The 15961-nt window shown below is 45.8% G+C and carries 20 protein-coding genes; 19 read left to right on the forward strand and 1 reads right to left on the reverse strand.

Annotation, left to right across the window (positions count from 1 at the left end):
• The first annotated feature begins 185 nt into the window (after positions 1 to 185).
• From RQP52_RS02715 to RQP52_RS02770, 12 genes are all read left to right on the forward strand, one after another.
• Positions 186 to 767 (forward strand): RNA polymerase sigma factor, encoded by a 582-nt coding sequence (locus RQP52_RS02715; RefSeq protein WP_189014316.1) that lies wholly within the window; start codon positions 186 to 188, stop codon positions 765 to 767.
• A 7-nt stretch (positions 768 to 774) separates the two neighbouring features.
• Positions 775 to 1404 (forward strand): anti-sigma factor family protein, encoded by a 630-nt coding sequence (locus RQP52_RS02720; protein ID WP_315949283.1) that lies wholly within the window; start codon positions 775 to 777, stop codon positions 1402 to 1404.
• A gap of 35 nt (positions 1405 to 1439) precedes the next feature.
• Entirely contained in the window at positions 1440 to 2036 is a 597-nt protein-coding gene (locus tag RQP52_RS02725) for a histidine phosphatase family protein (RefSeq protein ID WP_315949285.1), read from the forward strand.
• A gap of 139 nt (positions 2037 to 2175) precedes the next feature.
• Positions 2176 to 3330 carry a hypothetical protein gene (locus tag RQP52_RS02730; protein ID WP_315950371.1) on the forward strand — a complete coding sequence of 385 codons (1155 nt, stop codon included), beginning with the start codon at positions 2176 to 2178 and terminating at the stop codon, positions 3328 to 3330.
• Between the two features lie 174 nt (positions 3331 to 3504).
• Positions 3505 to 3693, forward strand: a complete 189-nt coding sequence (locus RQP52_RS02735; RefSeq protein WP_127451411.1) for an IDEAL domain-containing protein — start codon at positions 3505 to 3507, stop codon at positions 3691 to 3693.
• A gap of 149 nt (positions 3694 to 3842) precedes the next feature.
• Positions 3843 to 4910 (forward strand): LCP family protein, encoded by a 1068-nt coding sequence (locus tag RQP52_RS02740; protein WP_315949287.1) that lies wholly within the window; start codon positions 3843 to 3845, stop codon positions 4908 to 4910.
• 72 nt (positions 4911 to 4982) lie between these two features.
• Positions 4983 to 5414 carry a DUF2487 family protein gene (locus RQP52_RS02745; protein ID WP_315949288.1) on the forward strand — a complete coding sequence of 144 codons (432 nt, stop codon included), beginning with the start codon at positions 4983 to 4985 and terminating at the stop codon, positions 5412 to 5414.
• A 281-nt stretch (positions 5415 to 5695) separates the two neighbouring features.
• Complete coding sequence (locus RQP52_RS02750) at positions 5696 to 6241, forward strand: QcrA and Rieske domain-containing protein (RefSeq protein WP_127451417.1); 546 nt, start codon at positions 5696 to 5698, stop codon at positions 6239 to 6241.
• A gap of 17 nt (positions 6242 to 6258) precedes the next feature.
• Positions 6259 to 6930 (forward strand): menaquinol-cytochrome c reductase cytochrome b subunit, encoded by a 672-nt coding sequence (gene qcrB, locus RQP52_RS02755; protein WP_127451419.1) that lies wholly within the window; start codon positions 6259 to 6261, stop codon positions 6928 to 6930.
• Between the two features lie 20 nt (positions 6931 to 6950).
• On the forward strand, positions 6951 to 7841 hold the full coding sequence (locus tag RQP52_RS02760) for a menaquinol-cytochrome c reductase cytochrome b/c subunit (RefSeq protein WP_181646563.1): 891 nt from the start codon (positions 6951 to 6953) through the stop codon (positions 7839 to 7841).
• Positions 7842 to 7903: 62 nt separating this feature from the next.
• Complete coding sequence (locus tag RQP52_RS02765) at positions 7904 to 8566, forward strand: DUF1405 domain-containing protein (RefSeq protein WP_315949292.1); 663 nt, start codon at positions 7904 to 7906, stop codon at positions 8564 to 8566.
• Between the two features lie 66 nt (positions 8567 to 8632).
• Positions 8633 to 9523: a sporulation protein YpjB gene (locus tag RQP52_RS02770; protein WP_315949294.1), complete on the forward strand. Its 891-nt coding sequence runs from the start codon at positions 8633 to 8635 to the stop codon at positions 9521 to 9523.
• Positions 9524 to 9565: 42 nt separating this feature from the next.
• Here the strand turns inward: RQP52_RS02770 and RQP52_RS02775 are convergent, their stop codons facing one another.
• Entirely contained in the window at positions 9566 to 10438 is an 873-nt protein-coding gene (locus tag RQP52_RS02775; RefSeq protein ID WP_315949295.1) for a YitT family protein, read from the reverse strand.
• Positions 10439 to 10552: 114 nt separating this feature from the next.
• Here RQP52_RS02775 and RQP52_RS02780 point away from each other — a divergent pair, with 114 nt between their 5' ends.
• The 7 genes from RQP52_RS02780 to RQP52_RS02810 all read left to right on the forward strand — a co-directional run bounded on the left by RQP52_RS02780 (position 10553) and on the right by RQP52_RS02810 (position 15954).
• A complete protein-coding gene (locus RQP52_RS02780; protein ID WP_127451427.1) occupies positions 10553 to 10891 on the forward strand; it encodes a nucleotide pyrophosphohydrolase in 339 nt (112 codons plus the stop codon).
• Between the two features lie 62 nt (positions 10892 to 10953).
• Positions 10954 to 11463, forward strand: coding sequence for a tetratricopeptide repeat protein (locus RQP52_RS02785; RefSeq protein ID WP_315949297.1), 510 nt, complete (start codon positions 10954 to 10956; stop codon positions 11461 to 11463).
• Between the two features lie 26 nt (positions 11464 to 11489).
• Positions 11490 to 12293 carry a 4-hydroxy-tetrahydrodipicolinate reductase gene (gene dapB / locus RQP52_RS02790; protein ID WP_315949299.1) on the forward strand — a complete coding sequence of 268 codons (804 nt, stop codon included), beginning with the start codon at positions 11490 to 11492 and terminating at the stop codon, positions 12291 to 12293.
• Positions 12294 to 12320: 27 nt separating this feature from the next.
• Positions 12321 to 12740, forward strand: coding sequence for a methylglyoxal synthase (locus tag RQP52_RS02795; protein WP_167053845.1), 420 nt, complete (start codon positions 12321 to 12323; stop codon positions 12738 to 12740).
• A gap of 1 nt (position 12741) precedes the next feature.
• Complete coding sequence (gene bshB1 / locus RQP52_RS02800; RefSeq protein ID WP_315949301.1) at positions 12742 to 13434, forward strand: bacillithiol biosynthesis deacetylase BshB1; 693 nt, start codon at positions 12742 to 12744, stop codon at positions 13432 to 13434.
• Between the two features lie 19 nt (positions 13435 to 13453).
• On the forward strand, positions 13454 to 14641 hold the full coding sequence (gene bshA / locus RQP52_RS02805) for an N-acetyl-alpha-D-glucosaminyl L-malate synthase BshA (protein ID WP_315949302.1): 1188 nt from the start codon (positions 13454 to 13456) through the stop codon (positions 14639 to 14641).
• Between the two features lie 26 nt (positions 14642 to 14667).
• Entirely contained in the window at positions 14668 to 15954 is a 1287-nt protein-coding gene (locus tag RQP52_RS02810; protein WP_407075620.1) for a CCA tRNA nucleotidyltransferase, read from the forward strand.
• The last annotated feature ends 7 nt before the right edge of the window (positions 15955 to 15961 follow it).

The raw sequence follows: 15961 nt of genomic DNA on the forward strand, positions 1-15961 counted from the left end.
CAACAAATTGTCGAATGGAGCAGGAATTTCGCAATTCATCGAGAAGAATTTAATAGGTCATAATTTACATATTGATCCTTTCACATTTATTTTACAAATGAACGCAACTTTTCACTCTAATTGCAGTACAACATGTATGAGCAGTTGGAGTGGTACCCGGGAACCGTTAGGAGGGTCGCCACGTAATGACCGATTCCCAGTTGATCAGAGAAATCAAGGATGGAAATGTTCAGCTTTATAACGAGCTTATGCGTCGTTACGAGCGTAAAATCCTTGCATTCATCTTTCATATGCTCAAAAGTACACAAATGGAAGCTATTGCTGAAGATTTGTGTAACGAAACGTTTTATAAAGCGTATCGCAGTTTGCACTCTTTTCGCGAAATTGAAGCCTCCTTTTCTACCTGGTTGTATACAATTGCCCGGAATACAGTTTTGAGTGAGCTGCGCAAAAATAAAAGTGTGCAAGTCTCGTTAGAGCAAAGCGGGTTGACGCCCCATGCTTCGTTTGATGCCATGCCGGAGCAAGCCATGCTGCGTAACGAGAAAGTATCGATGGTTCGAGATGCGATTAACAGTTTACCGGAGAAACAACGATCTGCTTTGATATTAAGAGAGTATGATCAGATGGATTATCAGGAAATCGCCAACATTTTAGGTCAAACCGTAAGCTCGGTGAAGTCTCTCTTATTTAGGGCTAGAGCATCAGTCAAGCTACAGTTGGACCCTTACTTCAGTGAACCGATATTCGAAGAATCGAAGGGATGAAACAGCGATGAAGTGTAGTGAGATCCAGGAATTATTTGGGGTTTATTGGGACTTGCCGAATGATGACCTGCGACGTACCGCGGTGGATGAGCATATTGCATCATGCGCCGAATGTGCGGAAGAATTTCAGATTTGGGAAGAAAGTACGATCCTCATACGTACTGCTGCAATCGAGAGCGAACTTCCTGATTATGAACCGATGGTCTCAGGCAAGGTCATGAGTCGAATTTATGAGGATGAATCATGGCGTATTCCGGTTTCCGAGCGCATGTATACGATCTCTTACAAGCTTCGCCGCAACCTTACGGCTGTCATTGCTTTTTGTTTAGCGTTATTCGTATTCAGCTTTTTATTCGCTGTTGTCTATGACGGTACGCCCAAGTCGTCGATAGCTGCGGCCGACAATACGCTATTTGATTTGCAAGCGCCGCAAGCTATGAAGTCGACTGGCTCAGAAACGATGAATGGCCATAAGATGGTAGATGCCGTAGCTAGCCTAAACCCTAGCTTTATGGAACCGTTGCGATTCCATGTAGGGCCGATTCATTCATATCCGCATTATTTGCTTGTTGTATCCATCTTGGGTCTAATTGCAACAATTATTATTATGAACTGGTTATCGCGAACAAAAGCTTAGTGCTCCGGAAGGGGCATTTTTCATTTTATTGACTGATGGAGGAATTGGTAATGACAACGATTGGATTTATCCGGCATGGAAGCACGGAATGGAATCGCCTAGGGAAGCTGCAAGGGCAGTTGGACACGGATTTGACGGATGAAGGAAGAGAACAAGCCAGGTTGCTTGGAATCCGATTAGCCGGCGAATCCTGGGACGGGATCATCTCCAGTGATCTGAAACGAGCGAAGGAAACAGCTCAAATCGTGTCACAGCTATCAGGAATCCCGATTATCGGGACGGATAGCCGGCTTCGCGAGCGGAGATATGGTCAGGTTGAAGGAACTACTGTAGCAGAAAGAGAAGAACGTTGGGGGCCAGAATGGAAGCTTCAGGATTTAGGTCAGGAGTCGGATGATGATCTATGGAAACGATGGTCCGAATTAGAAGGTGAGCTGCTTGAGGCCTATCCGAAGCAGAAGATATTATTGGTTTCACACGGCGGATTCATTGTGCAGGTGCTCAGAGTTTTGCGTATGGATAGCGAGCAATTCCTGCAAAATACGTCTCTAACTATTCTGCTGCGCCAGGAAAAAGGGTGGGAGCTGCAGCTGTACAATTGTTTATCTCATTTGGAAATCGTACACGAATAATTGTGAAATAAGAAGCATGACTCTGTTAATGGGTCATGCTTTTTTTGCGTGGGTTGGAATATTTTCGGGAAAAATTCCCATAATGGTTACTAGAAACCACGGAGCTGAAAGCTTCGCCAAATGGGGGATGTAGATGGAAATGAACCTAGCGGACATGCTCAGCTACGCCGATATCCACGAGCTAGGCCGAATCGCTAACACATATGAGTGTGAGTGCAATGGCCATTCAAAAAACGAGTTGATTCAGTCGATTTTGAGTACAGCCCTGCGCAGAGAGATTTTCGAGAAGCATATTCAAAGCTTGAACTTGGAGGACATCCGATTTTTGAATTCTCTCCTCTTCGATCCTCGCAACGCATTCAGTATTGAAGAACTGATCGCTAGAGTTCAACAGTCACGGTTTCAGAAAGATGAATCAGTTGAATGGAATCCCCGCGACATGGTCATTAAATTTAAGAAACTCGGCTGGTTGTTTAATGGGTATTCCCAACAAACCAAATTTTTGTTTCATGTGCCAAATGATTTGAAACGGAAATTCAGCGATGTGCTTACGGGACAGTTCAAACAGAGTTTGAAACTGACTCCTGAGCCTAATGTTTATCGGGATGAACAATTACTCATTATTGAGGATATCTTTCATTTTTTGACGTTCCTTTCTCAGGTGCAGGAATTGCCTTTAACAGTTGAAGGATCCATGTACAAGAGGCAGCTTCAGCAAATACTGGATCGCTTGTCTGTGCAGGAGGAAATGGTGTCCAAAGGATCTTGGCGCTTCGGATATGGCCGTATGTTTAAAGACTATCCGAACCGATTTTCATTCATCTATGATTACTGCTATTATCGGCAGTTAATCAGCGAGCAAGGTCAAGTGCTCAGTTTGACGGAGGAAGGGAAAGCACGTTTGCTGGAAGGGAAAAAAGAGAATCTGGCGGATGTGTATAAATTCTGGCTCAGGCTCTATAAGAACCCTATTCCCAATGTACAAAGTCTCGCGGGATGGGTTGACCGCCTAAGCGGTCAGTGGGTCACATTAGCCTCTTTAAGCGAAGTGTTATGTAAATTGGTCAAGCCATTTTATTATGACAGTTCGGAATCCATCGTAGAACAGCGTATTTTACAAATGATGATGCATCTTGGGCTTATACGTATAGGAGAAGATCATGAGAATGGCATGGTCGTGCAGGCGACTAAGATGGGCTCTAAAGTGATTCAAGGTACTTTTGTTGCAGAAGAAGACAAGGTTGTCCTTTTTCTGGACCAAGAGAGCGCAAGGTTCAAAGGGGATAGCAAGTAGTAGGTAAAGACACATTCCTAATCAAGCGGGCTTTTGAACGAAGCGCGAATGTACGGAGTGAATATGATAAAAGTAGGAGCACACAGGGGTTGGCAGACACCTAGGAACGGACTTTCATGTTTTTGCGAAAAAGAAGCTCCTGACAAACCGCGTACACATTTGGAGGTAGGTCTCATGGGAAAAATGAATGTATCTAACAACGCGCTGCTGGCACTTTTCGCGGAAATGGTTTGGGATGATGCCATTCGCAAATATAAAGAACAGAATCTCTACAAAGAGATTGATCTTGCATTAGCAAAAGGGGATCAACCGACATTCCTTGCTCTTACATCTGAGCTTAAAATGCTGCAATCTTCAGGATAATGATCGTGGTGGCAGCCACAATAGGGACGAAAGACATGTGAAACCATTTCACATGTCTTTTTTTGCTGGAAAGATGACAAAAAAGAACTATTTTGTTACTCCATACGTCGATTATTTAGACTATATTGCGACGCAAAAGGAGAATACAAATGAGAAAGCTCTTGAAAACCATGCGGAAACGGAAAGTTTTATCATCGTTTCTTCTATTTACTTTACTCGTTGTCGGGGCAGCATCCGGCTATGCCGCTTTTCTGATGAATAAATGGAATCATGCCTTGGATCAAATAGCGGCTCCTATCGTACCTGCTGCAAATGAAATCCATACAAGCGATTACCCTGTATCGCAGACGTCCCAAACATCCGATACGATTGAGAAGGAAGAGAAACCGCTTACCCTGCTATTAACGGCAATTGACGAGCGGTCAGGCAGCGAAGGATCGTTAAATACGGATGTTATGATGCTTTTTCGTGTAGATCCGGTAACTCATCAAGGTACAGTAGTATCGATTCCTAGAGACCTTGAAGTATCTGCAGAAAAGTCCGGTTTAGAAACCTCCCATAAAGCTAATTATTTCTATGCGTATAACTATAATAAGAACAAAGAAACGGCTCTTGATGAAACGAAGCAGTTGTTCAGCAGGATTTATCAAGTTCCGATTGATCATATGGCTGTTATTAATTTCGATGGGTTCCGCAAGCTTATCGATCAGTTAGGCGGTATGATGGTTGATGTTGATATGGATATGAAATACCAAGATGAGAGTGATGGAACAAATATCAATTTGAAAAAAGGCATGCAGCGCTTAAATGGCAAACAAGTGCTTGATTTTATTCGCTATCGCAAATCGAATTTGGGTACAGCAGAATCGTCAGATTTGGAGAGGAACCAGCGAGAGCAGTTTGTGCTTAATGAATTACTTGATAAATTAACTTCAGTGAATGGTGTAACCGCGTGGGGGAAGGTGCTCGATATTATGGGAAGTTCCATTAAAACAGACATCCCGGCGGATGAACTTCGCACATTAACCAAATCGTACCGTGACTATAAGCCAGCTAATGTCCAGTACATTCACCTGGATGGGACATGGGAAAGTCCCTACGTGGTCGTGAAACAGCAGGATTTGGAGGAAGCGCTGGAAGCACTGCGCGGTCAAACGGACAGTTTGAATGACAGTTCAATCGACAGTTCAATTGACAGCTATTTGCAGACAGATTAAAGTGTACAAGAAGCGATGGCTATTGCTACATAGCAAATGCATTTTTGGTAAAAGATAGAGGGGGAAGCACGGTTGAAGTTTAATGAGATTTCTGCGCAAGAATGGTACGATTTAAAACCATACTTGGACACATGTTTGCTGCCAGTAACGGGGTTGACCGGATTCGAAGACCCCGCGCAAGTAACTTTGGCGTTGGAACAGCTCCGAGATGCACTGGAAAGCATCGAAATTCCATACAAAGGTAGGGTAGTAACGTACCCGGCGCTTCATTATATGACGGCGGTGAGCATAAGGGACCAGCTAGAAGCCCTTTCCATTCATTTAAAAAGGATGGGATTCCGCTATGTCATCGTACTGACCATACATACGGAAGCTGCAAGCTGGAAGGCAGATCAAACCGATTTGTTGATTGCTGTCGACATGGAGCAGTGGGAGAGCAAAGCTGAACAGATCAAATCAAGTATTTCTAAGCAAGTTCAGCACTTATGGCAGCATAGTGATTAACTTTAGCTGGTAAGCGTATTATTGGAAAAAAAATTGCACAGGATAAGGGAAGTAATGGCGTACATTGGCTGCCAAAAAGTTGTGACAATTTCGTTAAAATTTGTCCGAACGCCAAGTTTTCAATGGCTCAAAAGGAGTTCTGGATTCTTGACGACCTAGTAGTCGTAGGATATTATTAGTAATGTCCTAGTTATGTAGTGTAATGTCGAACGACACGTGATAGAGGTAACTGACGTCCGAGAGGGTTGGACATCGGCCAATGTAGGAGGGTAGACCTGAGAATGAGTGATCATAACAATCACAATGAAGAACAGCATGGGAAGAAACCCGGGACTAAACGCGAAATGTCTCGTCGACAATTTCTATCCTACACCCTAGGTGGCGCTGGAGGATTCATGGGGGCCGGCATCATTATTCCGATGATTCGGTTTGCGGTAGATCCTGTACTTCAGAAGAAGTCAGAATCAGACTGGGTTAAAGTTGTCGAAGAAAGTAAAATTACAAATGTACCACAATCGTTTACGTTCCAAGTTCATCAAGTGGATGGTTGGTACGAAAGTGACGCTGAATTGGTTGCGTGGATTTCCAAAGACAGCAGCGGCAAGCTCTTTGCATTGAATCCTACTTGTAAGCACCTTGGATGTACGGTCAACTGGAACGATAACCCGGCTTACAAAGATCAGTATTTCTGTCCTTGTCATGGTGCTCACTATACGCAAGATGGTAAAAACCTTGCCGTCGCACCAAAACCTTTGGATGAATACACAACCAAAGTTGAGAATGGGTTCGTTTATGTGGGACAACTGCATGCTAACACAAGAGTATAAGGAGGCGTCACAGTCAGATGTTTAAAAACGTATACAACTGGATTGACGAACGTCTTGATATTACGCCTATGTGGAGGGATGTAGCAGATCATGAGGTTCCAGAACACGTAAACCCTGCTCATCATTTTTCCGCTTTCGTGTATTGCTTCGGCGGATTGACGTTTTTCATTACAGTCATTCAAATCTTATCAGGTATGTTCTTAACCATGTATTACACACCTGATATCATCAATGCTTATGCAAGCGTTGACTACTTACAACATAAAGTAGCTTTCGGTGTTATCGTCAGAGGTATGCACCACTGGGGAGCTAGTTTAGTTATCGTAATGATGTTCTTACATACCCTGCGCGTGTTCTTCACAGGTTCTTACAAAGCACCACGTGAAATGAACTGGGTAGTAGGCATGCTCATTTTCTTCGTTATGTTAGGTCTAGGTTTTACGGGATACCTGCTTCCATGGGATAACAAAGCATACTTTGCTACACAAGTAGGTATGAAAATTGCAGCGTCCGTGCCTTTAGCGGGTCCGTACATTGAAACGTTGCTGCAAGGCGGAAGCATCGTTGGTGCGCAAACACTAACTCGTTTCTTTGCCATTCACGTGTTCTTCCTGCCTGGCGTTCTGCTCGCTTTGCTTGCTGGACACTTCTTCATGATTCGCAAACAAGGTATTTCCGGACCGCTATAAATTAGGGAGGGGCGAATAGCGTGGCGCATGGTCATAAGTCAGACGAGAAAATCGTTTACGTAGGGGATTCCCGCGTAATTAAGAAAACACAAGAACAAAGATTAATCCCTCGCGATTACTCTGCGTATCCGGGAAAATCGGAAGCCTTTATTCCAAACTTCTTGTTAAAAGAGTGGATGGTAGGGGTCGTTGTACTAGTCGGTATGTTAGTGTTAGTCATGTCCGATCCGGCTCCGCTAGGTTATCCTGCGGATCCTAAGAATACAGCGTTTATTCCGATGCCTGACTGGTACTTCTTGTTCATGTATCAATTGTTGAAATACCCGTATACATCCGGTGATTATGTAGTACTTGGAGCGGTTGTTGTACCTGGTTTGCTGTTCGGTGGCTTGATGCTGGCTCCTTTCTTGGATACAGGCAAAGAGCGTCGCTTCTACAGAAGACCAATCGCTTCAAGCTTGATGATTTTATCTCTAATCGCTTGTACATACTTGACGTACACATCTTGGGATCACTACCAATTTGAGTTGAAAGAGAAAAACATCATTCCTGAGCACATCAAGCGTGAGGAAGAATTGCACGCTAACAAAGGCGCAGCTGCTGGCGGCGGCGCGGCGAAGGATACGAAGAAAGCTCCTGCTATTGTAGCAGCAGATGATCCGGGTGCAGAAATCTACAAAAAAGCAACTTGCTTGTCCTGTCATGGTGCTGGACTTAAAGGGATGCCGGCTTCAGGCGTACCGGCGCTGCTTGGCGTAGGTGACAAACATTCGCAAGATGAGATTTTGAACATTGTCAAGAACGGTAAGGGTAACATGGGTAAACAATATCAAGCCAACATTGATAAAGGCTTAACAGATGCCGATATCACTAAGCTTACTGAATGGTTATCCAAACAAAAAGCCCAATAAAATAGGGAAACCTGATCGCGAAAGCGGTCAGGTTTTTTTAAATCACCGGAGGAGGAGCTTGCTTGCATCAAGGCATATCCATTTCGTATTTTTGGAGTAAGGATTTTTTGTTAAGCAAAACGATGCTGTGGCTGTTTTTCATTATGAATCTGCTTGGCACTGTGTATGGTTATGAGTGGTATTGGCTTCAAATGGTGGACACAATTGCCGAAAAGCCGCTTTGGTACGTCTATTTTGTACCTGATAGCCCGACAGCCAGTTTATTTTTTACCTTGTCGGTCTGTTACTTACTCATAGATCGTTCGAGAGGCAGCCGGTCCGGGAAAGTGTATCAAGCCATTAGAGGCTTTGTGGAAGCCTTCGCACTTATCACTTCATTTAAATACGGCATATGGGCAGTTACCATGATTTGGGCAGGCGCTTGGCAAGGTGTTCCTGTTGGCTGGGATGGTTGGATGCTTACGTGCTCACATTTGGCTATGGCAGTGGAAGTGCTATTATTTGTTAGATGGTATACATACCGGATCCCGGCTATCCTGCTTATTGCCTGCTGGACACTGTGGAATGACTTCATGGATTACGAAAGAGGGGTATTCCCTAGATTGCCTGAAGTGCTTGTAAACAACTACTATAGAACCATAGAAGGCTTTACAATCAGCTTAAGCATTATAGGTATTTTGATAGCTTTCATCTGTTTGGGTTTACGTCAGAAGAAACAACGATAATCACATAACCGATGGTCTAAATTGGGACGAACCTCCATATGATGATGGTGAAGGAGGGGATGTCCCATGTTTATGTTTACCGGGGGAATTAAACGACTGACAGCCACGCTTTTGCTGGCAGCAGTCGTAAGTATAAGTTCTGCATGCGCAGCCAGCACCAGCACGATTGGACAAGCCGCTAAACCCGTAGATCCAGAACAGTTGAAGCGGGTTGAGTTCTTGAATCAAATTGCTGATGAGATGTACAAGCAAACGATGGACGGCCAAGTGCTTGAGGCACGGAATAAGCTGATGCAAATGTCAGATCAAATTCCAAAGATACAATTTGAAGGAATAACCTCTGTAGAGGGGCTAAATGCACTTACCGAAACCATTACGCAGGCCAAGAGAGTTTACAGCGCCGCGAGCTACTCACCGGAGGAAGCTCAAATGGCTGTAGCCAAAATTCGACTTGCAACGGATGCCCTAACCCATAAAAATCAGCCCATGTGGCTGCAATATTATAAAGTGCTGCAGAATGACACGGCTGCATTGACACAAGCTGTCAAAGCTGGCAAACAACAAGAGAGCATTGCGGGCTTCGGGAAGCTTTCTCAGCATATTGCTATTATTCATCCTTCATTATTGATAAGCCGGGATGCTTCCTCTGTCGAGAAGCTTGACTCTGTCGTTGTGTTTTTAAGGAAAAACATTAATAGTCAACCGATGATTGGCCGTCAAGTGGAAACAGGGCTGGAGCATTTAGGTCAAGTGCTGGACGAATTATTTTTGAAAAATAAAGATGCAATTGCTTTCGTACCTATAACTGACCCTAAGCATCCGATCATCTGGTCTGTTGGGATTGGACTGATCATCGTCAGCGTTTTATCTTTCGTGGGCTGGCGAATGTACCAATCCGGTCGGCACATCGTTCCAATTAAGCATTCGCGAGCGCAGGAGCAGGAATTCGGCGATTAAAATAAAAAGGTTGAGCAGATGGTAAAATCTGCTCAACCTTTTTTATTGCGCTTTAAAGCCCTCGCCTATGACGTCATGGACTTCCCCAATGATGATAAAAGCGCGAGAATCGATGGATTGAATGAGCTCGCGAAGACGTCTAGTTTCATGGCGATACACGACGCAATACAATACTTCTTTATTGTTACCGGAATATGCGCCCCTGGCAGGGAACAACGTCACGCCTCTGTCTAATACCTTTGTAATAGCTTCAGATAAAGGCACGGCTTGATCGCTTATAATCGTAAAAGCCTTAGCAGCATGAGCGCCTTCGGAGATGTAATCAATGAGGCGCGAAGTGACAAAGACGGCTACAAGTGAGTAGAGGACTTTTTCCTTCGGCAAATAGAGGAAGGAAGAACCAATGACGATAACGTCAATAATTAAGATGACTTGTCCAACGCTCCAGCCCCTCTTCTTATTTCCGATACGAGCCAGGATGTCTGAACCGCCTGTCGTGCCGCCGAATCGAAAGACTAGGCCAAGTCCGGTGCCCAGCGTAAGCCCGGCATATAATGTAGCCAGAAAGTAATCCTGGGTGGTATGAAATGGGATGAGCCAATTGTTATGTATGAGCTGTTCCATCACCCAGAGGAAAAACGATAAGGAAACTACGCCATAAATCGTGTACAGCATCGGGCCTTTTCCGAAAACACGCCACCCGAGATAAAATAAGGGGATATTACATAACAAGGTTGAGATTGATGGAGGAACGTTAAATACATATTTCAGCAGCAGAGCTACGCCCGTAACGCCGCCTTCCATGAGCTCATTTGAAATGACAAAATAATGTAAACCAAATGCATAAATCGCGGTGCCAATCGTAATGGCAAGTACATTTGTAAATTGATCAGATAATTTTTCCTTGAAAATCATTTCGTTTCCTCCAAACCTCATGCTTCGCTTCTGTCAAAAAAATTTGTCAACTTTTCTTGTTTAGTTTAACATAGTAATGATATCTTGGTGAAGAAGAAGGAAAGAAGGGTGAACATGTCGGAACGCACGCTGAAAGATATACAGAAAGAAGTCGATACTTATATTTCCCAGTTCAAGGAAGGATATTTCAGTCCTTTGGCTATGCTCGCAAGAATGTCCGAAGAAGTGGGGGAGTTAGCCCGTGAAGTGAACCATACCTACGGTGAGAAACCGAAGAAAAGCACGGAAGCGGACAACTCGATTGAGTTGGAACTCGGCGATATTATGTTTATAACGATCTGTTTCGCGAACTCACTCGGGATTGATTTGACGGAAGCGCATGATAAAATCATGCATAAGTTCAATACGAGAGATGCGGGTAGATGGACTAAAATTAACACCGAAATTACATAAGCTTCATAAACTATACCATCCCCTCTGAAGGGAGACTCTCTTTCGATAAGGAGGATGGGCAGATGAATGGAGAAGATCAAATACAGAAAGCGTACGAATCTATACTTTCACAAGACTTCGAAAAAGCCATCGAATGGTTTGAAAAAGCGATAATCGCAGAACCCGACAATGCTGCCTATCACTACAAACTATCGATAACTTATGGAAGAAACAATAAGCTGAGCAATGCCATTGAACACGCGTCAATAGCTACTCAGTTGGAACAAGACAATCAAGTGTACCGTTATCATTTGCAAGTGCTGCATGCCAGAGAATTAGTTGATAAAGCTCGCAGGCAGTTAAGCACGCAATCCGAACATGCGGAAAGAGCGATTTTTTTGCTGAAGGAAGCGATTGTGCTCGATCCTTTGACGATTGAAGCTTATCTAATACTTGGGGAAGCTTTCGCTTTCCGAAATGATTACGGGAGAGCTTATCAAACGGTTATGGAAGCCATTCGATTGGAGCCGAATCACGAACTAGCTAAGCAGCAGGCTGCTCGCTACCAGCAAAAGATGAAAAATAGAGTCTGAAACATACACAAAGGAGAAACATCGTCATGGATCGTAAAATTCGAGTAGCCGTCATTGGGGCAAGTGGAAGAATGGGGAGAGAGGTCGTTAAGACCGTGCTCACGGAGTCCGATATGGAATTAGTGGCGGGGGTAGACCGCTCCTCAGGCCCAATTGATCTTGGAAGAATGGTAGGGTTTGAAGAATGCGGCGTCAAAATGAGCAATGATTTGGAACTTGCACTAACCGAATCCAAACCGGATGTATTAGTAGATTTTACGGGTCCGCAAACGGCGTTTTCACATACAAGTTTAGCGATTCGGTTAGGCATTCGTCCCGTAATGGGGACTACGGGATTTACACCGCAGGATATTGCTGAGTTGGACAAGCAGTGTCAGGATAAAGAAATCGGTGGAATTATAGCACCTAACTTTTCCATTGGAGCTATTCTGATGATGAAATTTGCTGCGCAAGCCTCCAAATATTTCCCTCATTTGGAAATTATCGAGTATCACGGTGACCAGAAGTTAGATGCACCTTCAGGAACTTCAGTGAAAACCGCTGAACTTATCTCAGAAGTGAGAGAAGAGATCAGACAGGGTAATCCCAAAGAAGAAGAAACGATTGAAGGTTCCCGCGGCGGGTATTACAATGGGTTTAGAATACATAGCGTACGTCTACCGGGTATTTTTGCTCAACAGGAAGTCATTATGGCTGAACAAGGGCAGGCTCTTAAGATTAGACATGACTCTTATGACCGTGCTGCCTATATGCCGGGCGTAGCGATTGCTGTTCGTAAAGTAATGACATATAGCGGTATGATTTATGGATTCGAGCATTTTATAGATTAAGAAAGTCCTAGGGGAGTGGAAGTCAGAATGTTAAATATCGCGCTAATCGCTCACGACCGTAAAAAAGATGAGATGGTCAATTTCGTTACGGCGTATGAACATGTCTTTGCAGGTCATAAATTATATGGAACAGGCACGACAGGACAGAGAATCATGGATAATACGAAACTCGATGTCCATCGCTTTATGTCGGGGCCACTTGGCGGTGACCAGCAAATCGGTGCTTTGGTTGCTCAAAATGAAATGGATTTGATCATCTTTTTGCGTGATCCGTTAATGGCGCAGCCGCATGAGCCGGATATCATTGCTTTATTGCGCCTATGCGATGTTCAAGGAATCCCTTGCGCCACCAATATCGCCACGGCGGAAATTCTCGTTAAAGCGCTCGATCGCGGGGATTTTGCTTGGAGAGAACTCGTACATAAATATAAACCGGGTCTTGAATAAGATGAGTGAACAATTAGATATTCTTATTTTTGGCGCGCATGCAGATGATGCTGAGATTGGAATGGCCGGGGCGATTGCGAAGCATACCGCATTGGGTTACCGTGTGGGCATTTGCGATTTGACCTATGCAGAGATGTCCTCAAATGGGACGGTCGAGACAAGGAAAGAAGAAGCGGAGCAAGCGGCACAACAGTTAGGATTGACGGTGCGAACAAATCTCGGGTTACCGGATCGTGGCTTGTTCGTGACTCCCGACCATATTGAACGAATAACGGCGGAAATTCGGAAATACAAACCTAGAATCGTCTTCGCTCCTTATTGGCAGGATCGCCATCCCGATCATATTGCTTGCTCGGCGCTTGTTCAAGAAGCTGTCTTTAATGCCAAACTGCGCAAATATTTGCCGGAGTCTGATCCAGTCCATGTGGAGAACATGTATTTTTATTTTATAAATGATGTGTATGAAGCTGACTTTATTGTCAATGTAACAGATTATTATGAGACCAAAAAGGCTGCGCTGAGCGCTTATCGTTCGCAGTTTACAACGGGGCAAGGTACCGTAGCGACACCGCTGAATCAAGGCTATGTAGAGCGTGTAGTGGCCCGTGACCATTTATTGGGACAAAAGCGGATGCTTCAGTATGCAGAAGGTTTTGTTTCTAAACTGCCTATGGTGGTAGATCGATTCGATTGATCTGGAAAAGAGGTGCAAAATGAGCGATAAACTTAAAAGCGATAAACTTAAAATTGGAATTACGTGTTATCCGACGTTAGGCGGTTCAGGCGTTGTAGCAACAGAACTCGGCAAGCTGCTTGCCGAAAAAGGGCATGAGGTTCATTTTATTACGCACAGCATGCCGTTTCGCCTGGGTAAATTCCATAAAAATATATTTTATCATGAAGTGGAAGTCAGTCAGTACTATGTATTCCGTTACCCTCCTTATGATCTTTCCCTTGCAAGCAAACTTGCCCAAGTGGCTAAGATGGAAGAGCTTGATCTGCTTCATGTTCACTACGCCATTCCACATGCCGTGTGTGCACTGCTTGCTAAACAGATGGTTGGCAGCAAGCTGAAGGTCGTCACTACGCTTCACGGAACGGATATTACAGTGCTGGGTCAAGATCAATCCATTTCAGATTTGATTCAATATGCGATTAATGAGAGCGATGCGGTTACGGCAGTATCGAAGGATTTAATTAAGGAAACTAGGGAATTACTGGATATTGAGCGTGATATCGATTTAACCTATAACTTTGTTGATAAAAGGGTGTATTACCCGAGAGATGTTACGAAACTTCGTGGAGAGTTTGCAAGACCGGAAGAAAAGATCCTCATTCATATTTCCAATTTCAGACCGGTCAAGCGCGTTCAGGATGTCGTGGATATCTTTGCGAATGTAAGCAAGAGAATTCCTTCAAGGCTTCTGTTTGTGGGAGAAGGACCTGATTTGTCTAAAATGATTGCCAAGGTGAAGGAGCTAGGTCTTACCGATAAAGTCACGTTCTGCGGCAAGCAGGATGACGTCTCCCAGGTAATTTCCCTGGCGGATGTTATGCTTCTGCCATCGGAGAAAGAAAGCTTCGGATTGGTTGCCCTGGAAGCTATGGCTTGCGGTGTGCCTACCATCGGGTCAAATGCAGGAGGAATTCCAGAGTTGATTACTCATGGGGAAACCGGATATCTAGCCGAAGTCGGCGATACGGATGCGATGGCAGATCATGTCGTGAACCTGCTCAGCAACCAAGTACTGTATGAGCAAGTGGTGCAAAATTGTTTGGACCGTGCGAGATACACGTTTTGCAATGATATCACCACACAACAGTATGAAGAAATTTATTATCGCGTATTGGGAAGAGAACTTCCGGAATCTCACCGGATTACAGCCTCGTCCTGTCAATAAGAGGATGTACGCTGGATAGGAGTAACATGTTGGATGCTGGGAAAATTTTGGAGGAAGATCGAGGAGCATCCTATGTGCTGGCTAAGCTTACAGAAGCAGGTTATGAAGCCTACCTCGTAGGAGGCTGTGTACGGGATGCCGTGCTTGATCGGCCGATTAAAGATATCGATATCGCGACGTCGGCCTTGCCGGAGCAGGTGATTGCCTGCTTCCCGCGGACGGCGCCGACGGGGCTTCAACACGGAACGGTCACCGTCATCCTGCAGCAGGGGACGTATGAAGTGACGACGTTCCGCCAAGAGGCGGAGTACGAGGGCTTTCGCCGCCCGACTTCCGTCGAATATATCTCCGACTTGACGGAGGATCTGAAGCGGCGCGATTTCACCATGAACGCGATGGCGATGGACCGCGGAGGCGAAGTGATCGATCCGTTTGCAGGGCAAAAGGATCTCGCTTTAGGCGTGCTCCGCTGCGTAGGCAAAGCGGAGGAGCGTTTCGGCGAAGATGCGCTGCGCATGCTTCGCTGCATTCGTTTTGCCTCGACCTACGATCTGCAGGTCGAGGAGAGCACGTGGCAGGCGCTGCTTGCGCAAGCTCCGCTGCTGCGCCACATTGCCATGGAGCGCGTGCGTAGCGAGCTCCAGCGTATGATTGACGGCCCGGCCCCTGCGCGGGCTGTCCGGCTGCTTCTGGCGAGCCGCCTGACGGCGCACCTCAAAAAGCAGCTTCCGCTGCCTTTTGAGCGGTGGCTAGCCTGGGATGACGCGCTGGACGCAGTCAGCGCGCTGGAAGAGCAGCATGACCGCTGGTCCATGCTGCTGATGCTCCTGGAGGTGCCGGCGGACGTGGTCCGCACGGCGCTCCAGGAGCTGACCTTCTCCCGCGCCGACGGCGACGCGGTAGAGGCTGTGCTGGCCCTGCGCGAAGCAGTGGCCGCCTCAGCTGCAGACCCTGCTCCGCTGGAGCGGGTCTGGAAGCTTGGCGCTGTGCGCAGCGGCATAGCCGCCGCCCGCGCGCTGCTGCGGCTGCTGCGTGCGCTGCAGCCCATAGCCCATCAGCGCGGCGAGCTCGCGCTGTTTCTGGAAACCACCGCGCCGGAGCTGGTGCGCCGCGGGGAGGATTGGCTGAGCGAGGTACCTTGCTTCAGCCTGAAGGAACTCGCCATATCCGGCAAGGATTTGGCGTCAGAGCTGGGCATGCAGCCTGGCCCATGGATGGGCAAGCTGCTGCAGGACCTGCTGGAACGGACCGCGCTCGGCGAATTGCCGAACGAGCGGGAATTGCTTTTACAAGCCGCGCGTGCTGCGAAGTAGCAGTGCG

Origin of the sequence: Paenibacillus violae (assembly GCF_032461945.1) — a bacterium.
GTDB classification, from domain to species: Bacteria; Bacillota; Bacilli; order Paenibacillales; family NBRC-103111; genus Paenibacillus_E; species Paenibacillus_E violae.

What these genes read in the sequence shown, in the direction of transcription:
- bshA (WP_315949302.1), top strand. Translation starts at nt 13,454, where the DNA reads ATGAGCGATAAACTTAAAAGCGATAAACTTAAAATTGGAATTACGTGT.
- RQP52_RS02720 (WP_315949283.1), top strand. Translation starts at nt 775, where the DNA reads ATGAAGTGTAGTGAGATCCAGGAATTATTTGGGGTTTATTGGGACTTG.
- dapB (WP_315949299.1), top strand. Translation starts at nt 11,490, where the DNA reads ATGGATCGTAAAATTCGAGTAGCCGTCATTGGGGCAAGTGGAAGAATG.
- RQP52_RS02810 (WP_407075620.1), top strand. Translation starts at nt 14,668, where the DNA reads ATGTTGGATGCTGGGAAAATTTTGGAGGAAGATCGAGGAGCATCCTAT.
- RQP52_RS02725 (WP_315949285.1), top strand. Translation starts at nt 1,440, where the DNA reads ATGGAGGAATTGGTAATGACAACGATTGGATTTATCCGGCATGGAAGC.
- RQP52_RS02740 (WP_315949287.1), top strand. Translation starts at nt 3,843, where the DNA reads ATGAGAAAGCTCTTGAAAACCATGCGGAAACGGAAAGTTTTATCATCG.
- RQP52_RS02715 (WP_189014316.1), top strand. Translation starts at nt 186, where the DNA reads ATGACCGATTCCCAGTTGATCAGAGAAATCAAGGATGGAAATGTTCAG.
- RQP52_RS02730 (WP_315950371.1), top strand. Translation starts at nt 2,176, where the DNA reads ATGAACCTAGCGGACATGCTCAGCTACGCCGATATCCACGAGCTAGGC.
- RQP52_RS02785 (WP_315949297.1), top strand. Translation starts at nt 10,954, where the DNA reads ATGAATGGAGAAGATCAAATACAGAAAGCGTACGAATCTATACTTTCA.
- RQP52_RS02775 (WP_315949295.1), bottom strand. Translation starts at nt 10,438, where the DNA reads ATGATTTTCAAGGAAAAATTATCTGATCAATTTACAAATGTACTTGCC.
- RQP52_RS02735 (WP_127451411.1), top strand. Translation starts at nt 3,505, where the DNA reads ATGGGAAAAATGAATGTATCTAACAACGCGCTGCTGGCACTTTTCGCG.
- RQP52_RS02750 (WP_127451417.1), top strand. Translation starts at nt 5,696, where the DNA reads ATGAGTGATCATAACAATCACAATGAAGAACAGCATGGGAAGAAACCC.
- RQP52_RS02780 (WP_127451427.1), top strand. Translation starts at nt 10,553, where the DNA reads ATGTCGGAACGCACGCTGAAAGATATACAGAAAGAAGTCGATACTTAT.
- RQP52_RS02770 (WP_315949294.1), top strand. Translation starts at nt 8,633, where the DNA reads ATGTTTATGTTTACCGGGGGAATTAAACGACTGACAGCCACGCTTTTG.
- RQP52_RS02795 (WP_167053845.1), top strand. Translation starts at nt 12,321, where the DNA reads ATGTTAAATATCGCGCTAATCGCTCACGACCGTAAAAAAGATGAGATG.
- qcrB (WP_127451419.1), top strand. Translation starts at nt 6,259, where the DNA reads ATGTTTAAAAACGTATACAACTGGATTGACGAACGTCTTGATATTACG.
- bshB1 (WP_315949301.1), top strand. Translation starts at nt 12,742, where the DNA reads ATGAGTGAACAATTAGATATTCTTATTTTTGGCGCGCATGCAGATGAT.